This window comes from Streptomyces sp. BoleA5 (assembly GCF_000373665.1).
Classification (GTDB): Bacteria; Actinomycetota; Actinomycetes; order Streptomycetales; family Streptomycetaceae; genus Actinacidiphila.
Genome location: NZ_KB892090.1, coordinates 674,299 through 695,905, shown reverse-complemented (window position 1 = coordinate 695,905; position 21,607 = coordinate 674,299). Strand labels below are relative to the sequence as shown.

Below are 21,607 nucleotides of genomic sequence, written 5' to 3'. Positions count from 1 at the left end.
CCCCGGTCAGAGCACGCGCCTCATCGAGAGGTGCGGAATGCCCGCTTCCTCGTACTCCGCGCCGAAGGAGGTGTAGCCGAGGCGCTCGTAGAAGCCGACGGCGTGGGTCTGGGCGTGCAGTTCGACGGCGGACAGACCGTGCCGCCGGGCCTCGTCCTCGATGGCGCGCACCAGCGCCACGCCGATGCCCAGCCCGCGGGAGGCGCCGGTCACGGCGAGCCGGCCGAGGACGCCGGTGCCGTCCTCGCCGAGCAGCAGCCGGCCCGCGCCGAGTGCGCCGTGGGGGCCGGTCGCCAGGACGTGCACGGCGGAGGCGTCGTGGGCGTCGTACTCGAGCTCGGCGGGGACCTGCTGCTCGACGACGAAGACCTCGTGCCGGACCGCGTAGTACGCCTTCAGGTCGTCCGGGTCGGCGGCGACCCGGACCTCGTAGTCCTCAGGCACTGTCGTCCCGCACGGTGTCGAGGGCGTGCTGCAGGTCGTCCGGGTAGGTGCTCTCGAACTCCACCCAGCGCCCGTCCTCGGGGTGGGAGAAGCCCAGGCGCACGGCGTGCAGCCACTGGCGGGTGAGTTTCAGCCGCTTGGCGAGGGTGGGGTCGGCGCCGTAGGTCAGGTCGCCGACGCAGGGGTGGCGGTGGGCGGCCATGTGGACCCGGATCTGGTGGGTGCGGCCGGTCTCCAGCTTGATGTCGAGCAGGGAGGCCGCGCGGAACGCCTCGACGAGGTCGTAGTGCGTGACGCTGGGCTTGCCCTCCGCGGTCACGGCCCACTTGTAGTCGTGCTGGGGGTGGCGGCCGATCGGGGCGTCGATGGTGCCGCTGAGCGGGTCGGGGTGGCCCTGGACCAGCGCGTGGTAGCGCTTGTCGACGGTGCGCTCCCGGAACTGCTGCTTGAGGTCGCTGTAGGCGATCTCCGACTTGGCGACGGCCATCAGGCCCGAGGTGCCGACGTCGAGCCGGTGGACGATGCCCTGGCGCTCGGCGGCCCCGGAGGTGGAGATCCGGTAGCCGGCGGCGGCCAGCCCGCCGATGACCGTGGTGCCGGTCCAGCCGGGGCTGGGGTGGGCGGCCACGCCCACGGGCTTGTCGATCACGACCACGTGGTCGTCGTCGTACACGATGCGCATCCCGGGCACCGGCTCGGCGACGATCTCCACCGGGCGCGGCGGTGCGGGCATCTCGACCTCGAGCCAGGCACCGCCCGAGACCCGGTCGGACTTGCCGGCCGCGCTGCCGTCGATCGTCACCTTCCCGGCGGCGGCCAGCTCGGCCGCCTTGGTCCGCGAGAAACCGAACATACGGGCGATGGCGGCGTCGACGCGCTCGCCCTCGAGGCCATCGGGGACGGGGAGGGATCGAACTTCGGCAGGCATACTCACCTGATCGAGTATGCCGGATCCGCGGGGCACCCCTCGCCTCCCTGCTCCCGGCTCAGTCCTTGTGCACGGTTCCGTCCGGGTCGAGACCGCGGAAGGACAGCAGGACGATCAGGATGCCGCCGCAGACGATCGCCGAGTCGGCCAGGTTGAACACCGCGAAGTGGGTCGGCGCGATGAAGTCGACCACATGGCCCTGCAGGAAGCCCGGCGCGCGGAAGATCCGGTCGGTGAGGTTGCCGAAGGCGCCCCCGAGCAGCAGCCCCAGCGCGATCGCCCACGGCACGCTGTGCAGCTTGCGGGCGATCCTGGCGATCACCACGACCACCGTGACGGCGATCACCGTGAAGACGATGGTCATGCCCTGGCCGAAGCCGAAGGCCGCGCCGGCGTTGCGCACCGCCTCGAAGCGCAGGTAGCTGCCGATCACCTCGATGGGCTCGTGTCCCTCGAGGCTGGTCACCACCCAGATCTTCGTGAGGAGGTCGAGGACGTACGCGAGCGCCGCGACGCTCAGGAGCACGGCGATGCGCCGCGGCCCCTTGCCGGTGACCTCGCCCGTACCGCCGGTCGGCTCCTCGGCCGTGTCCGCCGCGGTCTCCTGTGCCTTCGCCATGTGAGTCCTTCAGCCCTGATCTGCGCCAGTCCGGATCCTGACGCAGACGAGGTTACGGCACATACGTCCGAACAGCGGGGCTGCGAGGGTTCGGGCCCCGCGATTCCCCGTTTCCGCGCCCGGTGCCCCGCGGCCGGCGACCGGCGGTCAGTGGCGTTCCTGGCGCTGCTTGCAGTCCACGCAGAGCGTCGCACGGGGGAAGGCCTGCATCCTCGCCTTGCCGATCGGCTTGCCGCAGGACTCGCAGAGCCCGTACGTGCCGGAGTCGAGCCGCTCCAGCGCGTGCCCGGTCTGCGCGAGCATCTCACGTGCGTTGGCGGTCAGGGCCATCTCGTGCTCGCGCGTGATGTTCTTGGTGCCGGTGTCGGCCTGGTCGTCACCGGCCCCGTCGCCCGAGTCGCGCAGCAGCCCGGTGATGGCGTCCTCCGAGGTGGTGATCTCGGACCGCAGCCGGTCCATCTCGGCCAGCAGCTCGGTGCGCGCCGCCTCCACCTCCGCCTCGGACCACGGCTCCTCGTCCGGCCGTACGGCCAGGTCGCCCGCGGCGACGGCGCCCGCCGCCTCGGCGATGCGGGCCGTGGGGACCGCGGAGGCGGACGCCCCTGCCGCGGCCGTACCGGCCGCCGTCTTCTTCGCTGCCACCTTTTTGGCTCCCGTCTTCGTGGCCTTCGTGGCCTTCGCGGTCTTCGTAGTCTTCGTGGTCTTCGCGGGTGCGGCCGCAGCGGCCGTACCGGCGCTCCTGGCGGTCTTGGTGGTGCCGGTGGTGCCGGTGGTGCCGGTGGTCCTGGCGGTGGCGGTCTTGGCCGTCTTCGCGGCCTTCTTGGCCGCGGCCGGCGCCTTCGCGGGCTTCTCCGCCGCCGTCACCGCCTTCTTGGCGGGCGGCGCGGTCCTGCTCGCCGTACGTCCCGTGGTCTTGCGTGTGGACGCCGCCTTCGTCGTCTCCTCCGCCACGGCCGCCTTCTTTCCTGCGGCCTTGGCCGCGGTCTTCCCCGCGGCGGGAGCCGCGGCCTTCTTCGCGGCGGGTGCCGCCTTGCGTACGACAGCCTTCTTCGCGGGCGCCTTCTTCACGGCCGCGGCCTTCCTCGCGGTGCTCCGCTTCCCCTCGGCCGTTCCCTCGCCCGCCGCGGGGGCCTTCCTGCGAGCGGGCGCGGCCGGGCGCTTGGCCGCCGCCTTCCGCGCGGTGGGCGCGGCATGCGTGCGGGCCGCGGAGGCGGCCGCCGGTGCCGTCTTCTTCGCCGTCGACTTCTTCGTGACGGTGGTCTTCTTCCCCACCATGGCCGAGGCCCCTTCACATATTGCGATCTTGGCCGCGAATCGTGCCGGAACGATAAATCGGCTCCGGACCCGCGGCAACGGGGCACGCCGCCTGATCCGCCTGCCGTGCCGGGTCGCGAGGCAGGTCTGCATCCGTTGTGCCCAGCTCTCCGCGAGGTATTCAGGTACCAACGGGTAACAGGGTGCGGACCGGGCCATTAGGGTCACACCGGCCCCCCGCGGAAACCCGGCCGACACCGCGCCCCGCGGCCCCTTACACTGGGCGGAGCGAAAGGCGTGGAAGGGGACGAGTAGCGCCGTACGCAGCCCATAGCGACCCGGGGACGGTGGAAGCCCGGGGGTGTGCGCGACGTGAAGATCACCCCGGAGCCGCCGGAAGAAAGCCCGCGAGGGCGAGTAGAGCCGGCAGCGCGACCCCAATGAGGGGGTTGCGGAGGAGCCCCCATGGGCCCGTCCGCGGCCAAGGAGGGTGGTACCGCGGGAGCACTCACAGCAGGCGCTCTCGTCCCTCCGACGGAATACGCACGCGAACGTGTCCGCCGGAGGCAGATCCGATGACGCAGTACCGCCAGGTCCCCGCCCAGGTCGACCTGCCCGCGCTGGAGCACGAGGTGCTCGCGTTCTGGCAGGAGAACAAGGTCTTCGCCCGCTCCCTGGAGCAGACCGAGGGCAAGCCGGAGTGGGTCTTCTACGAGGGCCCGCCGACCGCCAACGGCATGCCGGGCGCGCACCACATCGAGGCCCGCGTCTTCAAGGACGTCTTCCCGCGCTTCAAGACGATGCAGGGCCACCACGTGACCCGCAAGGCCGGCTGGGACTGCCATGGCCTTCCGGTCGAGCTCGCCGTCGAGAAGGAGCTGGGCTTCTCCGGCAAGAAGGACATCGAGGCGTACGGCATCGCCGAGTTCAACGCCATGTGCCGCGCGTCCGTCACCCGGCACACCGACGCCTTCGCCGAGCTGACCACCCGCATGGGGTACTGGGTCGACCTCGACGACGCCTACCGGACGATGGACCCGGAGTACATCGAGTCCGTCTGGTGGTCGCTCAAGCAGATCTTCGACAAGGGCCTGCTGGTCCAGGACCACCGCGTCGCGCCCTGGTGCCCGCGCTGCGGCACCGGCCTGTCCGACCACGAGCTGGCGCAGGGCTACGAGACCGTGGTCGACCCCTCGGTGTACGTGCGCTTCCCGCTCACCTCCGGCCCGCTCGCGGGCGAGGCCGCGCTCCTGGTGTGGACGACCACCCCCTGGACGCTCGTCTCCAACACCGCGGTCGCCGCCCACCCCGACGTCACCTACGTCGTCGCCACCGACGGCCGGGAGAATCTGGTCGTCGCCGAGCCGCTGCTCGGCAAGGCGCTCGGCGAAGGCTGGGAGGCCACCGGTCAGAGCTTCACCGGCCGCGAGATGGAGCGCTGGACGTACCAGCGCCCCTTCGACCTGGTCGAGTTGGAGGGCGCGCACTTCGTCGTCAACGCCGAGTACGTCACGACCGAGGACGGCACCGGCCTGGTCCACCAGGCGCCCGCCTTCGGTGAGGACGACCTCAGGACCTGCCGTGCCTACGGGCTGCCCGTGGTCAACCCGGTGCGCCCCGACGGCACCTTCGAGGAGGACCTGGAGCTGGTCGGCGGCCAGTTCTTCAAGAAGGCCGACGAGGCCCTGGTCGACGACCTCCAGGCGCGCGGGCTGCTCTTCCGCCACCTGCCGTACGAGCACAGCTACCCGCACTGCTGGCGCTGCCACACCGCGCTGCTCTACTACGCGCAGCCGTCCTGGTACATCCGCACGACCGCGGTCAAGGACGCCCTGCTCCGCGAGAACGAGCGCACCAACTGGTACCCGGAGGCGGTCAAGCACGGCCGCTTCGGCGACTGGCTGAACAACAACATCGACTGGGCGCTGTCCCGCAACCGCTACTGGGGCACGCCGCTGCCCATCTGGCGCTGCGAGGAGGGCCACCTCACCTGCGTCGGCTCGCTGGCCGAGCTGTCGGAACTGACCGGCGCCGACCAGACCGGCCTGGACCCGCACCGCCCCTTCATCGACGACGTCACCTTCGGGTGCCCGCAGTGCTCGGCCACGGCCGTGCGTGTGCCCGAGGTCATCGACGCCTGGTACGACTCGGGCTCCATGCCGTTCGCGCAGTGGGGCTACCCGTACCGGAACAAGGAGCTCTTCGAGGGCACCTACCCGGCGCAGTTCATCTCCGAGGCGATCGACCAGACCCGCGGCTGGTTCTACACGCTGATGGCGGTCGGCACCCTCGTCTTCGACCGGAACGCCTACGAGAACGTGGTCTGCCTGGGCCACATCCTCGCCGAGGACGGCCGGAAGATGTCCAAGCACCTGGGCAACATCCTCCAGCCCATCCCGCTGATGGACCAGCACGGCGCCGACGCGGTGCGCTGGTTCATGGCGGCTGGCGGCTCGCCCTGGGCCGCCCGCCGGGTCGGCCACGGAACGATCCAGGAGGTCGTCCGCAAGACCCTGCTGACGTACTGGAACACGGTCGCCTTCCAGGCCCTGTACGCCCGCACCTCCGGCTGGGCCCCGAGCGAGGCCGACCCGGCCCCGGCCGACCGACCGCTGCTGGACCGCTGGCTGCTGGGCGAACTCGGCGCGCTGGTACGGGACGTCACCGACGCCCTGGAGTCCTACGACACCCAGCGCGCGGGCAAGCTGCTCTCGTCCTTCGTCGACGACCTGTCCAACTGGTACGTGCGCCGCTCCCGCCGCCGCTTCTGGCAGGGCGACAAGGCGGCGCTGCGCACCCTGCACGACGTCGTCGAGACGGTGACCCGGCTGATGGCGCCGCTGGTGCCGTTCATCACCGAACGCGTCTGGCAGGACCTGGTCGTCCCGGTCACCCCGGGCGCCCCCGGCTCGGTGCACCTGGCGAGCTGGCCCGCGGTGGACGAGGCGCTGGTCGACCCCGTCCTGTCCGAGCAGATGGCCCTCGTACGCCGCCTGGTGGAGCTGGGCCGCGCCACGCGTGCCGAGTCCGGGGTGAAGACCCGCCAGCCCCTCTCGCGGGCCCTGGTGGCCGCCTCGGGCTTCGAGGCGCTGGGCGAGGAACTGCGGGCGCAGATCGCCGAGGAGCTCAACGTCGCCTCCCTGGCGTCCCTGAGCGAGGTCGGCGGCTCCCTGGTCGACACCACGGCCAAGGCCAACTTCCGCGCCCTCGGCAAGCGCTTCGGCAAGGGCGTCCAGGCCGTCGCCAAGGCCGTCGCCGAGTGCGACGCGGCGGCGCTGTCCCTGGCGCTGCGCGAGGGCAACGCGTCCGTGGTCGTGGACGGCGAGCCGGTCGCCCTGTCCGCGGAGGAAGTGATCATCACGGAGACCCCGCGCGAGGGCTGGTCCGTCGCGTCCGACTCCGGCGCGACCGTGGCGCTCGACCTCGAGATCACCCCGGAGCTGCGCCGGGCGGGCCTGGCCCGCGACGTCATCCGGCTCGTCCAGGAGGCCCGCAAGAACAGCGGCCTGGACGTCGCGGACCGCATCGCGCTGCGCTGGGCCGCCGCCGACGCGGAACTGGCGGAGGCGCTCGCGGAGCACGCGCGGCTCGTCGCGGACGAGGTCCTCGCGACGGACTTCGCCTCAGGCGCCCCGGAGGAGGGGTACGGTCCCGCCTTCACGGACGAGGCACTCGGGCTCACGTTCCACCTCCGCAAGCGCTGACCCCTCCGGGGTCGTGCACCGCGCGACGGCCCCCCGCCCACGTTTCCGTGGGCGGGGGGCCGTCGTTGTGTGCGGGTTGTTTGCACCTGCGGGCGGCTGCGCCGGGCTGCCCGCACACAACAACCGGCCGCAAGGGGCACCCCGAACCGAAGGCGCAAGGCACTCGCTCACAACCACCCGGGGTCGGGCGCGAAAGGGCCGGGCCCCCGAGGGAAGCGATTCCCTGGGGGCCCGGCCCTGTGGTGCCGCAGTGGCAAGCGACCACGCAGACGACTAGTTGTCGTCCTCGTCGATCAGGAACCCACGCATCGGCGTCGGCGCCTGCTGCAGCGGCGCCGGCCCCTGGGGCCGCACCGGTGCCATCGGCTGCGTCATGGCGGGCGACATCTGCTGCTGGCCGCCGTACGTCGGGTTCTGCCCGCCGACGCCGCCCATGCCCTGGCCGCCGTAGCCCTGGTTGCCACCCATGGTGCCGGCACCGGCCGTGGCCATGCCGCCGCCCATCGTGCCGCCCATGCCGCCGCCGCCCATGGTGCCGCCCATTCCTCCGGAACCGGAGGAGAGAGAGGCGGCCGCGGGGGTGCGCGGCGGGGCGAGCGAGTCGTCGGCCTGGTTCTCCAGCTGACGCAGCTGGCTCTCCAGGTACGACTTCAGGCGGGTGCGGTACTCGCGCTCGAAGCCGCGCAGGTCCTCGACCTTGCGCTCCAGCGTGGCGCGGGCGGACTCCAGGGAGCCCATGGCCACGCGGTGCTTCTCCTGCGCGTCCCGCTCAAGCGCGTCCGCCTTGGCGCGGGCGTCGCGCTCCAGGCCCTCGGCGCGGCTGCGGGCCTCGCCGACGATCTTGTTCGCCTCGGCACGCGCCTCGGCGATCGCCTGGTCGGCCGTCTGCTGGGCGAGCGAGAGCACACGGGCGGCGCTGTCGCCACCGGGGCCCTGCTGCTGCATCGGGTGACCACCCTGCATGGGGTGCTGCTGTCCCATCGGGCCCTGGCCCATGGGACCGCCCTGCATCTGGCCCATCGGACCCGGACCCATCGGGCCCTGGCCCATGGGACCGCCCTGCATCGGGCCCTGGCCCATCGGACCTTGACCCATGGGGCCCTGGCCCATGGGGCCGCCCTGCATCGGACCCTGGCCCATCGGACCGGGGCCCTGCTGAGCACTGGGCCCGGCGGGCAGGGCGAGGCCACTGCCGGGTCCCTGGGGACCGGGGCCGCCCATCTGCTGGGGCGGCACCGGCTGCGGTCCTGATATGGCGGCGGGCACGGGAGCCCCGGGACCGCGGCCGTCCTGCGGCTCGGGCTTGCGCATGCCCTGCTGCTGGTTCTGGGCGGCGGCACGGGTCGCCGCGGCCAGCTTGGCGCGCAGGTCCTCGTTCTCGCGGAGCAGTCGGGTCAGTTCCGCCTCGACCTCGTCGAGGAAGGCGTCCACCTCGTCCTCGTCATAGCCTTCTCGGAGGCGGACGGTTGTGAACTGCTTGTTCCGCACGTCCTCGGGGGTCAGTGGCATCTCTTCACCTCAACGTGATCGTCGACATATCGGGAGCCCGCATCGGTCATCCTCGCAAGCCCCCTACGACGGTGAGCAGGATGTACACGATGATCATCAATACGAAGAAGGACAGGTCGAGCGCCACGCCCCCGAGGCGCAGCGGCGGAATGAACCGCCGCAGAAGCTTGAGTGGCGGATCGGTGACAGTGTAGGTGGCCTCCAGGACGACCACCATGGGCTTCCCAGGCTGCCACGATCGAGCGAACTGGAAAACATAGTCCATCACCAACCGGAAGATCAGGACAAGCAGGAAGCACATCAGCGCGATCCACAGCACCTGGAGTGCGATGTCCATCGCGCTGCCCTCTCCCCTGCTTGTTCATGGGCCTCACGGCCGGTTTCGTACGGTTGCGTATCTCAGCTCTGATTGAAGAACCCGCCTTCGGCGATGCGGGCCTTGTCCTCCGCCGTGACATCGACGTTAGCAGGCGACAGCAGAAACACCTTCTGCGTCACCCGCTCGATGCTGCCGTGCAGCCCGAAGACCAGTCCGGCGGCAAAGTCGACAAGTCGCTTCGCGTCCGTGTCGTCCATCTCCGTCAGATTCATGATCACCGGAGTGCCTTCACGGAAGTGTTCCCCGATCGTACGGGCTTCGTTGTACGTCCGGGGGTGGAGTGTCGTGATCCGGTACGGCTCTCGTTCCGACACGACCTTGGGCATGATCACCGGCGCGTTCTTCTCCAGGCTATGGCGTTCTTGTGTGATGGATGCCACTGCGGCGATCCGGGGTTCCCGGGGGGCCGGAGCATGCACGATGCGTGCCGGTTCCTCCGGTTGTGTCTGATGTGGTGGCTGGTGGGACTGGTGCGGTCGGCGGGAGCGCTCCGGCTCGGGTTCGGGTTCGAACTCGTCGTCGGGGTCGAATCCCGGGCCGTCGTACCCGTCGTCCTCCACGAGGCCGAGGTAGACCGCCATCTTGCGCATCGCGCCGGCCATGCTCTGCGTCCTCTCAGCGGGGAAAGACCATATTTTTTGTGTGGTCCGACTTGTTTGGTGACGTTACCCGAGCCCGGTCCGGACTCCGAGTACCGCGCTACCGATGCGTACGTGTGTCGCACCGGCGGCGATTGCCTCTTCGAGGTCCGCGCTCATCCCTGCCGAGACCATGTTCGCAGCCGGATGCGCGGCGCGCAGGCAGGATGCGATTTCCGCCAGCCGATCGAAGGCGGCGCGGGGTTGACCCGCGTACGGCCCCGCCAGCGGCGCGACCGTCATCAGTCCGTCAAGGCGGAGCCCGGGGGCGGTCGCGACTGCTTCGGCGATCCCTTCGACGGCATCGGGTGCGATTCCGCCGCGGGAGCCCGCCGCCCCGGACTCGGCGTCCAGCGCGACCTGGAGCAGACAGCCGAGCTCGCGGTCGGCCCGCTCGGACTTCACGACGGCCGCCGAGAGCGCGTCGACCAGCCGGAGGCGGTCGACCGAGTGCACGAGGTCCGCGTACCGCACCACCGAGCGCACCTTGTTGGTCTGCAGCTGGCCCACGAAGTGCCAGGTCAACGGCAGGTCGGCGCAGGCCTCGGCCTTGGGGGCGGCGTCCTGGTCGCGGTTCTCCGCCACCTCGCGGACACCGAGCCCCGACAGGATCCGCACGTCGCTCGCCGGGTAGGTCTTGGTGACCACGATCAAGGTCACTTCGTCCCGCGCCCGGCCGGCCGCCGCGCAGGCCGCCGCGATGCGCTCCTCTACCGCGGCCAGGTTCCCGGCCAGCTCGGCCCTTCGATCTTGCGTACGGTCAGTCACTCGGTCCGTCCAGCCAGACATATCCCGCGAGCCGTCCGGTGGTCCGCTCGCGGCGGTACGAGAAGTGGTCTCCGGACTCCATCGTACAAATATGGGATTTCTCACCCATCGGCACACCCAGTCGGGCGAGTTGGGCGTGCACTCCGGTGGCGATGTCCAGGGAGGGGGTGCCCCAGCTGGTGGTGGCGCGCGCCTCGGGGACGGCGGCGGCCACCTCGTCGCGCATCGGCTCGGGGACCTCGTAGCAGGAGCCGCAGACCGAGGGACCGGTGATCGCGGTGATCCGCTCCGCGCGGGCGCCGAGACCGACCATGGCCTCGACCGCGGCGGGGACGACCCCGGCCAGCAGACCCGGGCGGCCGGCGTGGGCCGCGGCCACCACTCCGGCGTGCGCGTCGGCCATCAGGACCGGGACGCAGTCGGCGGTCAGCACCGCGAGGGCGAGTCCGGGCCGGGTGGTGACGACGGCGTCCGCCTCGGGGACCCGGCCGTCGGCCCAGGGGGCGGCGACGACGGCGACGTCGTTGCCGTGCACCTGGTTCATCCACACCACGCGGGCGGGGTCGAGGCCCAGAGCGCGTGCGGCGGCTTCGCGATTGGAAAGGACGGCGGCCGGGTCGTCACCGACGGCACCGCCGAGGTTGAGGCTGTCGTACGGAGCGGCGCTCACCCCGCCCCACCTGTCGGTGAAGGCGAAATGGGCGCCGCCCGGACGTGCTTGGCTGAGCGTTATCACGTGTGGCTGTGCTTACTTCAGGAAGTCGGGTACGTCGAGTTCCTCGGCTGCGGTGTCCTGGTAGGGACGCGCCGGGGGAACCTGCGGGGCGATCGGCTGGGCCGGGACCTCGGCCACCGGCTCGGGCTTCGGCTCCTCTTCACGCTGCGTGACACTGCCCAGGCCGCTGAAGGCCGGGCGGGCCGGCTCGGCGGGCTGGGCGGCCGGACGGGACGGCGCCGGGGAGGAGTTCTCCTCGCGGGAGGAGGAGTACGAGCCGAGCACCTTGTCGCGGTTGCGGGTCGGCGGCTGCCCGCCGTCGAAGCCGGCCGCGATGACGGTGACCCGGACCTCGTCGCCCAGGGCGTCGTCGATGACCGCACCGAAGATGATGTTGGCCTCGGGGTGCGCCGCCTCGCTGACCAGCTGGGCGGACTCGTTGATCTCGAACAGACCGAGGTCCGAGCCACCGGAGATGGAGAGCAGCACGCCCCGGGCGCCGTCGATGGACGCCTCCAGCAGCGGCGAGGAGATCGCCATCTCGGCGGCGGCGACCGCGCGGTCGTCCCCGCGGGCCGAGCCGATGCCCATGAGGGCCGAACCCGCCTCGGACATCACGGACTTCACGTCGGCGAAGTCGAGGTTGATCAGACCGGGGGTGGTGATCAGGTCGGTGATGCCCTGGACACCGGAGAGGAGTACCTGGTCCGCGGAGCGGAAGGCGTCCAGCACGCTCACCTGGCGGTCGGAGATCGACAGGAGGCGGTCGTTGGGGATCACGATGAGGGTGTCGACCTCGTCGCGTAGCCCGGCGATGCCGTCCTCGGCCTGGTTGGCCCGGCGGCGGCCCTCGAAGGTGAACGGCCGGGTGACCACGCCGATGGTCAGGGCACCCAGCGAGCGGGCGATGTTGGCGACCACGGGCGCCCCGCCGGTGCCGGTGCCGCCACCCTCGCCCGCGGTGACGAAGACCATGTCGGCGCCCTTGAGCACCTCTTCGATCTCCTCGCGGTGGTCCTCGGCGGCCTTGCGGCCGACATCGGGGTTGGCGCCGGCGCCGAGTCCACGAGTGAGCTCCCGGCCGACGTCCAGCTTGACGTCGGCGTCGCTCATGAGCAGGGCCTGTGCATCGGTGTTGATCGCGATGAACTCGACGCCCTTGAGACCGACCTCGATCATCCTGTTGATGGCGTTCACGCCACCGCCGCCGATGCCGACGACCTTGATGACTGCGAGGTAGTTCTGCGGTGCTGCCACGTCGAAGGCCTCTCGCCTCGAGTTACGTATACCTGTGGGGACGGTCGGGAAGGCCGGCCGATCCGAACCCTAACCCTGAGGTTTAGGGTTACCAGTATGTCTGTCCCGCACTGTCTTTGGGACAGGACACTAAATCGACAAGCGGTTCGCGTTCAACGAACACGCCGAACCTCCCGTTTTTCTTTTGACCCTATGTGATCACGCCAGAGCCGGACCAACCAGGGTGTCGAACACAAGGCTGGGACGTCAACCGTCCGATGCGGCAGGGGAAGTTGGGGCGCTCACGTCGAAGAACTCGGCATGCCGCTCGACTTTCATCAGGGCGGCGAGAGCGACCGCTTTCTCCGCCCCCTGATCCGCGCTCCCCCACATCACCGCGCGCCCACCCGTCAGTTCGACCGTAATGTCGTCATATGAGCGCACCTCGATGAGCTGCGCGTCCCGGTATGCGACCTTCGGCAGGTCCGCCGCGACTCGAACAGCCGCCGCCAATAGTCGTTTTGTACCGAAAAGTCGATAGCTCGCGGAGTCGCGGTCGGGGCGCAATTCGATGATGGGCACACCCTTCAGAGGAGTGTCCCGCTCGTCGAACCGGAAGCCGTCCGCGTCCACTTCGGCGAAGTACCCGTCACCTTTCACCAGGGCGGCGGGAGTTCGCTCCGTCACTTTCAGTGTGATCGCGTGCGGCCACGAACGCTCCACTTCCACCGCGGAGATGCGCGGCAGCCGGCCCTTCAGCCGGCGGGCGATCACATCGGTGTCCACGGAAACCAGCGGCCCGTTGAGCGGGACCTGCGCGGCGTCGCGGACCTCGTCGGGGTGGAGCACCTCGGTGCCCGTCACGCGGACCTGGGTCGCGCGCAGCCACGCGGAGCCGTACAGCAGCCAGGTCCCGGTGCCGCCCAGCACGGTGGCTGCGGCGAGCGCCGTCAGGACGATGACGCGCCGGCTCCGCCGCGGCGGGAGTCCGGTCCCGCCGTCCTGGTCGCCGGCCGCCTCGACGGTCGTCGGTACGGCCACGTTCGCCTCCGGTGTCGTCGGAACTGCCTTCCGCTTCCGGGCAGGCTAGTCGTCGTACTGAGTGGCCGGGCGGCCGCGCGCCGCCCGGCGGGCCGGGCCCGCTCCCCCGTGACCCCAACGGAGCACGGGGCACCCCCGGCGCCGTGCGCGGGGGGTGCCGGAGGTGCCCGGCCGGCACCGGGGGTCAGCCGCGGCGGGCGGCGATCGCCTCGTGGACCATGCCGACGAGCAGCTCGTCGGCATGGGGGCGGCCGAACTCGGCGGCCGCGCGCGACATTTCGTACAGGCGGTGCGGATCGGTCAGGACCGGCAGCACGTTGCCGAGCACCCAGTCCGCGCTCAGGTCGGCGTCGTCGACGATGACGCCGCCGCCCGCCTTGACGACCGGCTGCGCGTTCAGCCGCTGCTCGCCGTTGCCGATCGGCAGCGGGACGTACGCGGCCGGCAGGCCCACGGCCGAGAGCTCGGCGACGGTCATGGCGCCGGCCCGGCAGAGCATCATGTCGGCGGCGGCGTAGGCGAGGTCCATCCGGTCCAGGTAGGGGACCGGGATGTACTGCGGCATGCCGGGCATGTTGTCCGCGTGCGGGAGCTCGTTCTTCGGGCCGACCGCGTGCAGGATCTGGACGCCCGACTGCTGCAGGCGCGGGGCTACGGAGGCGATCACCTCGTTGAGCCGCCGGGCGCCCTGGGAGCCGCCGGAGACCAGCAGCGTCGGCAGGGTCGGGTCGAGACCGAAGGCGGCACGCGCCTCGGCGCGGACCGCGGCGCGGTCGAGGGTCGCGATGGACCGGCGCAGCGGGATGCCGACGTAGCGGGAGTGCCGGAGCTTGCTGTCCGGGGTGCTCACGGCCACGAAGCTGGTGTAGCGGGAGCCGATCTTGTTGGCGAGGCCCGGACGCGCGTTGGCCTCGTGCACCACGATCGGCACGCCGAGCCGCTTGGCGGCCAGGTAGCCGGGCAGGGCGACGTAGCCGCCGAAGCCGACGAGCGCGTCGGCCTTGGTGCGCTCCAGGATCTGCTCGGCGGCCTTGATGGTGCCGCGCAACCGCCCTGGGACGGTGATCAGCTCGGGGGTGGGCTTGCGCGGCAGCGGGACCGCGGGGATGAGCGCCAGATCGTAGCCGCGTTCGGGCACGAGACGGGTCTCCAGACCCCGCTCGGTGCCGAGTGCCGTGATCCCCACGGTCGGGTCCTGCCTGCGCAGGGCGTCGGCGAGCGCGAGCGCGGGCTCGATGTGGCCGGCGGTCCCCCCACCGGCGAGTACGACATGCACCGAAATTCACCGCTCTCCGGACGGTCGCCGTCTGACGAACCGCCTCATCGTCCGTGTCATTGCCCCCGGCCAGTAGCCGGGCCCCCGCGCGTTGAGCGCCGCTCGCGCGCCGGGCTCGCTCCTCGCGAAGGAGATGAGCAGCCCGATCGCGAACATGGTCGGCAGGAGGGCCGAGCCTCCGTAGGAGAACAGCGGGAGCGGGACTCCGGCGATCGGCAGCAGGCCGAGCACCGCGCCGATGTTGACCACGAACTGCGCCGTGATCCACGTCGTCACGCCTCCCGCGGCAAACCTGACGAAGGAGTCCTCCGTTCGACCGGCCACGCGGATACCCGCATAGCCTAGAGCCGCGAAGAGTGCGAGCACCGACAGCGTGCCCGCCAACCCCAGTTCCTCCCCGGTCACGGCGAAGATGAAGTCGTTGTGCGGTTCGGGCAATTGGCCCCATTTCTCCACGCTCGCACCGAGGCCGGAACCGAACCATCCGCCCGAGGCGAGGGCGTAGATCCCGTGCACCGCCTGCCAGCAGTCGCCACTGGGAGTGATCTCAGTGGCGCCGATGCACGCCAGCCGCTCCATGCGGTTGCCGCTGGTCTTGATCAGCAGGAAACCGATCACCCCTGCCACGCCCAGCACTCCCGCGAACAGCCGGGTGGGGGCACCGGCGATCCACAGCAGCCCGAACAGGATCGCGGTGAGGATGATCGCGGTGCCCATGTCACCGCCGAGCATGATCAGGCCGAGCAGCAGGAACGCCATCGGCACCAGCGGGATCAGCAGGTGCTTCCACTGGACGAGGAGCTTCAGGTCCTCCTTGCGGGCCAGCAGGTCCGCGCCCCACAGCACGAGCGCGAGCTTGCCGAACTCGCTGGGTTGCAACTGGAACGGGCCGCCGAGGTAGAGCCAGTTCTGGTTGCCGTTGACCGACTGCCCTATCCCCGGCACCTGGACCAGGATCATGAGGAACACCGAGCCGACGAGCAGCGGGTAGGAAAGCGCGCGGTGCAGCCTCACCGGCACCCGCGTGGCCGCGACGAGCAGGCCGGTGCCGAGCACGGCGGCGAACAGCTGCTTGCGGAAGTAGTACGTGGACGGCAGTCCGTCCTCCAGCGCCTTGATCTGCGAGGCGGAGAAGACCATGACCAGGCCGAGCACGGTGATCAGCAGGCTGCTGCCCAGGATGACGTAGTAGGCGGTCAGCGGGCGGTCCCAGGCCCGCATGGCGCGGTCCAGGACGACTCTGGCGCCGCGCAGCACGCTGCCCCGCGGCGCCTTGCCGCCGGGCGTACGCGCCCCGCGGGCCGCGGCCCCGGGGCGGGGCGGCGCCGCCCGCGGGGGGCGGGCGGGCGCCTTCAGGGCGTTGCGGGAACGAGAACCGGAGGCGTCACCGTGGTCGGCTGCCGTCATGTCCCCTCCTAGGTCGCGGTGCGGGCCGGAGCGGCTCCGGCTACTGCCCGGCGCCGGGCGCCCGCAGATCCCGTACGGCCTCCGCGAAGGCGTTTCCGCGAGCCTTGTAGTTCGCGAACATGTCCATCGAGGCGCAGGCCGGTGCCAGGAGCACCGTGTCCCCCGGGTGGGCGAGGTCCCGTGCGGCGTGGACGGCCGCCGCCATCGCCCCAGTGTCGGTGCGGTCGAGGTCGACGACCGGGACCTCGGGGGCGTGTCGCGCGAGCGCTTCACGGATGAGGGCGCGGTCGGCCCCCATCAGCACGGCGCCGCGCAGCCTCTTGGCCGCGGCCTTGACCATCTCGTCGAAGGCGGCGCCCTTGGCGAGGCCGCCGCCGATCCAGACGATGTGCTCGTACGCGGCGAGGGAGGCCTCGGCGGCGTGGGTGTTGGTGGCCTTGGAGTCGTCGACGTAGTCCACGTCGTCGATCCGGTCCACGTGGGCGATGCGGTGTGCGTCCGGCCGGAAGGCGCGCAGGCCGTCCCGGACCGCGGCCGGCGGGACGCCGAACGCGCGGGCGAGGGCTGCCGCCGCCAGGGCGTTGGCGATGTTGTGCGGCGCCGGCGGGTGGACGTCGGAGACCTCGGCCAGCTCCTGGGCGTTCTTGTGCCGCTCGGGCACGAAGGCCCGGTCGACCAGGATGCCGTCGACGACGCCGAGCTCCGAGGGCCGCGGGCTGCCCAGGCCGAAGCCGATCGCGCGGCAGCCCTCCTCGACGTCGGCCTCGCGCACCAGCGCCTCGGTGGCCGGGTCGGCGAGGTTGTAGACGCAGGCGACCTTGTTGCCCTCGTAGATGCGGCCCTTGTCCGCGGCGTAGGCGGCCATGGAGCCGTGCCAGTCGAGGTGGTCGGGGGCGAGGTTGAGGACCGCGGCCGAGTGCGGGCGGACCGAGGGGGCCCAGTGCAGCTGGTAGCTGGACAGCTCGACGGCTAGGACGTCGTACTCCTCGCCGGACAGGACGACGTCCAGGACCGGCGTGCCGATGTTGCCGACCGCGGCGGTGCGCAGGCCCGCGGCGGCCAGGATGGAGGCGAGCATCTGCACGGTCGTCGTCTTGCCGTTGGTCCCGGTGACGGCGAGCCAGGGCACGGCCCCGGGGCCGCGCAGCCGCCAGGCCAGCTCCACGTCGCCCCACACGGGCACGCCCGCGGCCTCGGCGGCCGTGAAGAGCGGGGCGGCGGGCTGCCAGCCCGGCGAGGTGACGATCAGCTCGGTGCCCTCGGGCAGGGTCCGGCCGTCCCCGAGCCGTACGGAGACGCCCAGCGCCTCCAGTTCGGCGGCCTGCGCCCGGGCCGGCTCGTCGTCGCCGTCGTTGACGACCGTGACGCGGGCGCCGAGGACGTGCAGCGCCTTGGCGGCGGGCACCCCGGAGACTCCCAGGCCGGCGACGGTGACCCGGCGGCCCGGCAGGCCGAGCCGCCCGGCCGCCTCGACGGCGGCCGGCGGAGGTCCGCCTCGACGGGGACCGGGTTCCTGCCCGGGGCCCGGGGTCACTGCGCGGCCACCCAGCCCGCGTAGAAGAGACCGAGACCGACGGCCATGCACATGCCCTGGATGATCCAGAAGCGGACCACGACCAGGACCTCGCTCCAGCCCTTGAGCTCGAAGTGGTGCTGCAGCGGCGCCATGCGGAACACGCGCTTGCCCGTCAGGCGGAAGGAGCCGACCTGGATGACCACGGAGAGGGTGATCAGGACGAAGAGGCCGCCCAGGATCGCCAGCAGCATCTCGGTGCGGGAGCAGATGGCCAGACCGGCCAGGGCTCCGCCGAGCGCGAGGGAGCCGGTGTCGCCCATGAAGATCTTGGCCGGCGAGGTGTTCCACCACAGGAAGCCGAAGCAGGCGCCCATGAGCGCGGCGGCCACGACCGCCAGGTCGAGCGGATGCGGTACGTCGTAGCAGCCCGGTCCCGCGGTGATGACGTTGGAGCAGGACTGGCCGTACTGCCACACGCCGATGACGGTGTAGGAGGCGAAGACCATCACCGAGGCGCCGGTGGCCAGGCCGTCGAGGCCGTCGGTGAGGTTCACGCCGTTCGACATCGCGAGGATCATGAACAGCGCCCAGATCACGAAGATCACCGGGCCGAGCGACCAGCCGAAGTCCTGTGTGAAAGACAGCCGGGTGGAGGCCGGGGTGACGCCGCGGGAGTCGGCGAACTGCAGCGACAGCACCGCGAAGGTGATGCCGACGATCAGCTGGCCCGCCATCTTCGCCTTGGCCCGCAGACCGAGGCTGCGCTGCTTGACGATCTTGATGTAGTCGTCGAGGAACCCGACCACGCCCAGGCCCGTGAAGAGGAAGAGCACCAGCACGCCGGAGATCGTCGGGCGCTCGGAGGTGATGACCTTGGTGAGCGCGTACGCGACGAGCGTGGCCAGGATGAAGGCGATGCCGCCCATGGTGGGCGTACCGCGCTTGCTGTGGTGCTCCTTCGGGCCGTCGTCGCGGATGAACTGCCCGTAGCCCTTGCGGGCCAGCAGCTTGATCAGCATCGGGGTTCCGATGAGGGACAGGAACAGCCCGAGCACGCCCGAGACCAGGATCTGGTTCATTACTGAGCGCCCCCGCCCTCGACGCCGTCGAGAAGCGCGAGTGCGACCCGCTCCAGGCCGACCGCCCTCGATGCCTTCACCAGCACGACGTCCCCCGGACGCAGTTCACTGCGCAACAGGTCGATCGCCGCCTCAGCGTCGGACACGTGCACCGACTCCTCACCCCACGAACCCTCGTTGTAGGCGCCCATTTGCACCCAGGCGGCCGCCTGGCCGCCGACTGCCACGAGCTTGCTGACGTTGAGCCGGACGGCGAGCCGTCCGACAGCGTCGTGCTCCGCGAGGGCCTCCCCGCCGAGCTCCGCCATCTCGCCCAGCACCGCCCACGTGCGTCCCCCGCGTGCCTCGGCGGCACGCCCCATGGCCGCGAGCGCGCGCAGGGCGGCTCGCATGGACTCGGGGTTCGCGTTGTAGGCGTCGTTCACGACCGTTACGCCGTCAGGCCGTTGGACGACCTCCATACGCCAGCGGGACAGCGTCCCCGCTTCGGAGAGCGCGGTGGCGATCTCTTCGACGGGCATGCCGAGTTCACGGGCAACGGCGGCCGCGGCAAGCGCGTTCGACACGTGGTGCTCACCGTACAGGCGCAAGGTCACTTCGCTGCACCCGGTAGGTGTTGTGAGCGTGAAGACGGCCTGACCTCGGTCGTTGAGGCGGACGTTCTCGGCGCGGACGTCGGCGTCGGCGGACTCGCCGAACAGCACGACGCGCGCCGCGGTACGGGAGGACATGGAGCGTACGAGGGGATCGTCCGCATTCAGCACGGCGACGCCGCCTTCGGCGGCCTCCGGCAGCGCCTCGACCAGCTCGCCCTTGGCCCGGGCGATCTGCTCTCGGCCGCCGAACTCGCCGATGTGGGCGGTGCCGACGTTGAGGACGACGCCGATGCGCGGCGGGGTCAGCTCGGTGAGGTAGCGGATGTGGCCGATGCCGCGGGCGCCCATCTCCAGCACCAGGTGCCGGGTGGAGGCGTCGGCGCGAAGCGCGGTCAGCGGGAGCCCGATCTCGTTGTTGAGCGAGCCAGGCGTCCAGACGGTCGGGGCGAGCCGCTTGAGCACCTGTGCGGTGAGGTCCTTGGTGCTGGTCTTGCCCGCCGATCCGGTCAGCGCCACGAGGGTCGCGCCGAGCCGTTCGATGACGTGCGCGGCCAGGGCGCCGAGGGCGAGCTGGACGTCGTCCACGACGATCGCGGGCACGCCGACCGGCCGGGCGGCCAGTACGGCCACCGCCCCGGACGCCACGGCCTGCTTCGCGTAGTCGTGGCCGTCCACGCGCTCGCCCTGGAAAGCGACGAACAGGCCGCCCGGCGTCACCTTGCGGGAGTCGATCTCGACGGACCCGGTGACGGGCAGCGTCAGGTCCGGTATGTCGTGCGTGCTCCCGCCGACCGCGTGTGCGACCTCGGCGAGGGTGAGTGGGATCACAGCTGGTCCTGGTCCTTCTCCTGCGCTGGTGTGGCGGCGGCCCGTTCGATGGCCGCGCGCAGCACTTGTCGGTCGTCGAAGGGGCGTACCACTCCGGCGATGTCCTGGCCCTGCTCATGGCCCTTGCCGGCCACCAGTACGGTGTCGTCCGGCCGGGCGAGGGCGACGGCGGTCGCGATGGCCGCCGCCCGGTCGGGTTCGACGACGACATGACCCCGCTCGTGCGCGGGCACCCCGGCCGCTCCCGCGAGCATCGCGGTGAGGATCGCGAGCGGGTCCTCGGAGCGGGGGTTGTCGGAGGTCAGCACGGCCGTGTCGGCCAGCCGTGCCGCGGCGGCGCCCATCGGGCCGCGTTTGGTCTCGTCGCGGTCGCCGCCGCAGCCGAGGACGATGTGCAGGCTGCCCTTGGTGACCTTGCGCAGGGCCCGCAGCACCGATTCCACGGCGTCGGTCTTGTGTGCGTAGTCGACGACCGCGAGGTACGGCTGTCCCGCGTCGACGCGCTCCAGCCGGCCCGGCACGCCCGGGACGGCGGCGACGCCCTGGGCGGCCGTCTGCGGGTCGATCCCGGCCACCGCCAGGGCGGTGATCGCGGCAAGCGCGTTGGCGACGTTGAAGGGCCCGGGAAGGGGCGAGGCGGCCTCGATCCGCACGCCGCCGGGACCGGCCACGGTGAAGGTGGAGCGCAGCGGCCCGGTCACGACGTGCTCGGCGCGCCAGTCGGCGTCCGGGTGGCCCTCGGCGGAGAAGGTGGTGACCGGGACCTGGGACTCGCGGACCAGGCGGCGGCCGTACTCGTCGTCGATGTTGACCACCCCGGCCCTGCTGCGGCGCGGGGTGAACAGCTGCGCCTTGGCCTGGAAGTAGTCCTCCATGCCCGAGTGGAACTCCATGTGCTCGGGGCTGAGGTTGTTGAAGACGGCGACGTCGAAGACCGCTCCGTCCACCCGTCCCAGCACCAGGGCGTGGCTGGAGACCTCCATGACCAGGGCCTCGATGCCGCGCTCGCGCATCACGGCGAAGAGCGCCTGCAGGTCCGTGGCCTCGGGGGTGGTGCGCTCGCTCTTGAGCCGCTCGTCGCCGATGCGCGATTCGACCGTGCCGATGAGCCCGGTCCTGTCACCGTGCACGGCGCGCAGGCCGCCCTCGATGAGGTAGGCGGTGGTGGTCTTGCCGGAGGTGCCGGTGATCCCGATCTGGAGCAGGCTCCCACCCGGCCGGCCGTAGATCTCGGCGGCCAGGTCGCCCATCCGGGACCTGGGGTCCTCGACCGTCAGCACCGGGAGGCCGGTCGCGGCGGCGCGCTCGGCGCCCGCCGGGTCGGTGAGGATCGCCGCGGCCCCCAGTTCGGCCGCCTGCGGCGCGAAGTCGGCGCCGTGGAAGCGGGCCCCGGGCAGCGCGGCGTACAGGTCGCCGCGGCGGACGGCCCGTGAGTCGTGCGTGATCCCGGTGACCGGGGCGGCATCGGGCGCGGGCGGTTCCACGCCCAGCCGCGCGGCCAGTTCCGCGGGGGGTACGGGGCGGACCTGGGCCGGGCGGGGTGCGCCCGGCTGCTTCTGTTCGGGGCCGGGGGGCTGATCAGCGTGTGACACGGCCGTGAGAGTACCCGCCGGGCCGGGCTCCGGGCCAAAAGCCCCTCGCCGGGCTTCCGGCCTGCCGCTTCCTCCAGT

General features: G+C 71.5%; 18 protein-coding genes. 1 reads left to right on the top strand and 17 read right to left on the bottom strand.

The genetic code is table 11. The features are described 5' to 3' along the window. Window positions 1–6: 6 nt before the first annotated feature. The 4 genes from B085_RS0103250 to B085_RS41015 all read right to left on the bottom strand — a co-directional run bounded on the left by B085_RS0103250 (window position 7) and on the right by B085_RS41015 (window position 3,266). Entirely contained in the window at window positions 7–444 is a 438-nt protein-coding gene (locus tag B085_RS0103250; RefSeq protein ID WP_018557126.1) for a GNAT family N-acetyltransferase, read from the bottom strand. Next, on the bottom strand, window positions 437–1,372 hold the full coding sequence (locus B085_RS0103245; RefSeq protein ID WP_202470412.1) for an RluA family pseudouridine synthase: 936 nt from the start codon (window positions 1,370–1,372) through the stop codon (window positions 437–439). The genes B085_RS0103250 and B085_RS0103245 overlap by 8 nt, the downstream gene beginning before the upstream one ends. Before the next feature lie 58 nt (window positions 1,373–1,430). Continuing rightward, a complete protein-coding gene (lspA, locus tag B085_RS0103240) occupies window positions 1,431–1,991 on the bottom strand; it encodes a signal peptidase II (RefSeq protein WP_018557124.1) in 561 nt (186 codons plus the stop codon). Window positions 1,992–2,138: 147 nt separating this feature from the next. Further along, the gene (locus B085_RS41015; RefSeq protein WP_078619720.1) at window positions 2,139–3,266 is read right to left on the bottom strand and encodes a TraR/DksA family transcriptional regulator; all 1,128 of its coding nucleotides are present in this window, start codon (window positions 3,264–3,266) and stop codon (window positions 2,139–2,141) included. A gap of 554 nt (window positions 3,267–3,820) precedes the next feature. Here B085_RS41015 and ileS point away from each other — a divergent pair. Continuing rightward, window positions 3,821–6,949: an isoleucine--tRNA ligase gene (gene ileS, locus B085_RS0103225; protein ID WP_018557122.1), complete on the top strand. Its 3,129-nt coding sequence runs from the start codon at window positions 3,821–3,823 to the stop codon at window positions 6,947–6,949. A 273-nt stretch (window positions 6,950–7,222) separates the two neighbouring features. Here ileS and B085_RS0103220 read toward each other — a convergent pair whose 3' ends face one another. The 13 genes from B085_RS0103220 to B085_RS41010 form a co-directional block, all read right to left on the bottom strand. Beyond that, window positions 7,223–8,458 carry a DivIVA domain-containing protein gene (locus B085_RS0103220; protein ID WP_018557121.1) on the bottom strand — a complete coding sequence of 412 codons (1,236 nt, stop codon included), beginning with the start codon at window positions 8,456–8,458 and terminating at the stop codon, window positions 7,223–7,225. Between the two features lie 46 nt (window positions 8,459–8,504). Continuing rightward, a complete protein-coding gene (locus B085_RS0103215) occupies window positions 8,505–8,795 on the bottom strand; it encodes a YggT family protein (protein ID WP_018557120.1) in 291 nt (96 codons plus the stop codon). Between the two features lie 62 nt (window positions 8,796–8,857). Continuing rightward, complete coding sequence (locus B085_RS0103210) at window positions 8,858–9,439, bottom strand: cell division protein SepF (RefSeq protein WP_018557119.1); 582 nt, start codon at window positions 9,437–9,439, stop codon at window positions 8,858–8,860. 63 nt (window positions 9,440–9,502) lie between these two features. Further along, a complete protein-coding gene (locus B085_RS0103205) occupies window positions 9,503–10,264 on the bottom strand; it encodes a YggS family pyridoxal phosphate-dependent enzyme (protein ID WP_051101941.1) in 762 nt (253 codons plus the stop codon). Further along, a complete protein-coding gene (gene pgeF / locus B085_RS0103200) occupies window positions 10,236–10,976 on the bottom strand; it encodes a peptidoglycan editing factor PgeF (protein ID WP_078619741.1) in 741 nt (246 codons plus the stop codon). The genes B085_RS0103205 and pgeF overlap by 29 nt, the downstream gene beginning before the upstream one ends. A 15-nt stretch (window positions 10,977–10,991) precedes the next feature. Beyond that, the gene (gene ftsZ, locus B085_RS0103195) at window positions 10,992–12,215 is read right to left on the bottom strand and encodes a cell division protein FtsZ (RefSeq protein ID WP_018557116.1); all 1,224 of its coding nucleotides are present in this window, start codon (window positions 12,213–12,215) and stop codon (window positions 10,992–10,994) included. A 246-nt stretch (window positions 12,216–12,461) separates the two neighbouring features. Continuing rightward, window positions 12,462–13,235 (bottom strand): cell division protein FtsQ/DivIB, encoded by a 774-nt coding sequence (locus B085_RS0103190; RefSeq protein ID WP_018557115.1) that lies wholly within the window; start codon window positions 13,233–13,235, stop codon window positions 12,462–12,464. A gap of 184 nt (window positions 13,236–13,419) precedes the next feature. Beyond that, entirely contained in the window at window positions 13,420–14,511 is a 1,092-nt protein-coding gene (gene murG, locus B085_RS0103185; protein ID WP_018557114.1) for an undecaprenyldiphospho-muramoylpentapeptide beta-N-acetylglucosaminyltransferase, read from the bottom strand. A gap of 6 nt (window positions 14,512–14,517) precedes the next feature. After that, a complete protein-coding gene (ftsW, locus tag B085_RS0103180) occupies window positions 14,518–15,918 on the bottom strand; it encodes a putative lipid II flippase FtsW (RefSeq protein WP_018557113.1) in 1,401 nt (466 codons plus the stop codon). Between the two features lie 40 nt (window positions 15,919–15,958). Beyond that, window positions 15,959–17,368 (bottom strand): UDP-N-acetylmuramoyl-L-alanine--D-glutamate ligase, encoded by a 1,410-nt coding sequence (murD, locus tag B085_RS0103175; protein WP_026250626.1) that lies wholly within the window; start codon window positions 17,366–17,368, stop codon window positions 15,959–15,961. Between the two features lie 80 nt (window positions 17,369–17,448). Further along, the gene (mraY, locus tag B085_RS0103170) at window positions 17,449–18,513 is read right to left on the bottom strand and encodes a phospho-N-acetylmuramoyl-pentapeptide-transferase (protein ID WP_018557111.1); all 1,065 of its coding nucleotides are present in this window, start codon (window positions 18,511–18,513) and stop codon (window positions 17,449–17,451) included. Then, window positions 18,513–19,937: a UDP-N-acetylmuramoyl-tripeptide--D-alanyl-D-alanine ligase gene (locus tag B085_RS0103165; protein WP_018557110.1), complete on the bottom strand. Its 1,425-nt coding sequence runs from the start codon at window positions 19,935–19,937 to the stop codon at window positions 18,513–18,515. The genes mraY and B085_RS0103165 overlap by 1 nt, the downstream gene beginning before the upstream one ends. After that, on the bottom strand, window positions 19,934–21,529 hold the full coding sequence (locus tag B085_RS41010; protein ID WP_051101920.1) for a UDP-N-acetylmuramoyl-L-alanyl-D-glutamate--2,6-diaminopimelate ligase: 1,596 nt from the start codon (window positions 21,527–21,529) through the stop codon (window positions 19,934–19,936). The genes B085_RS0103165 and B085_RS41010 overlap by 4 nt, the downstream gene beginning before the upstream one ends. Between the last annotated feature and the right edge of the window lie 78 nt (window positions 21,530–21,607).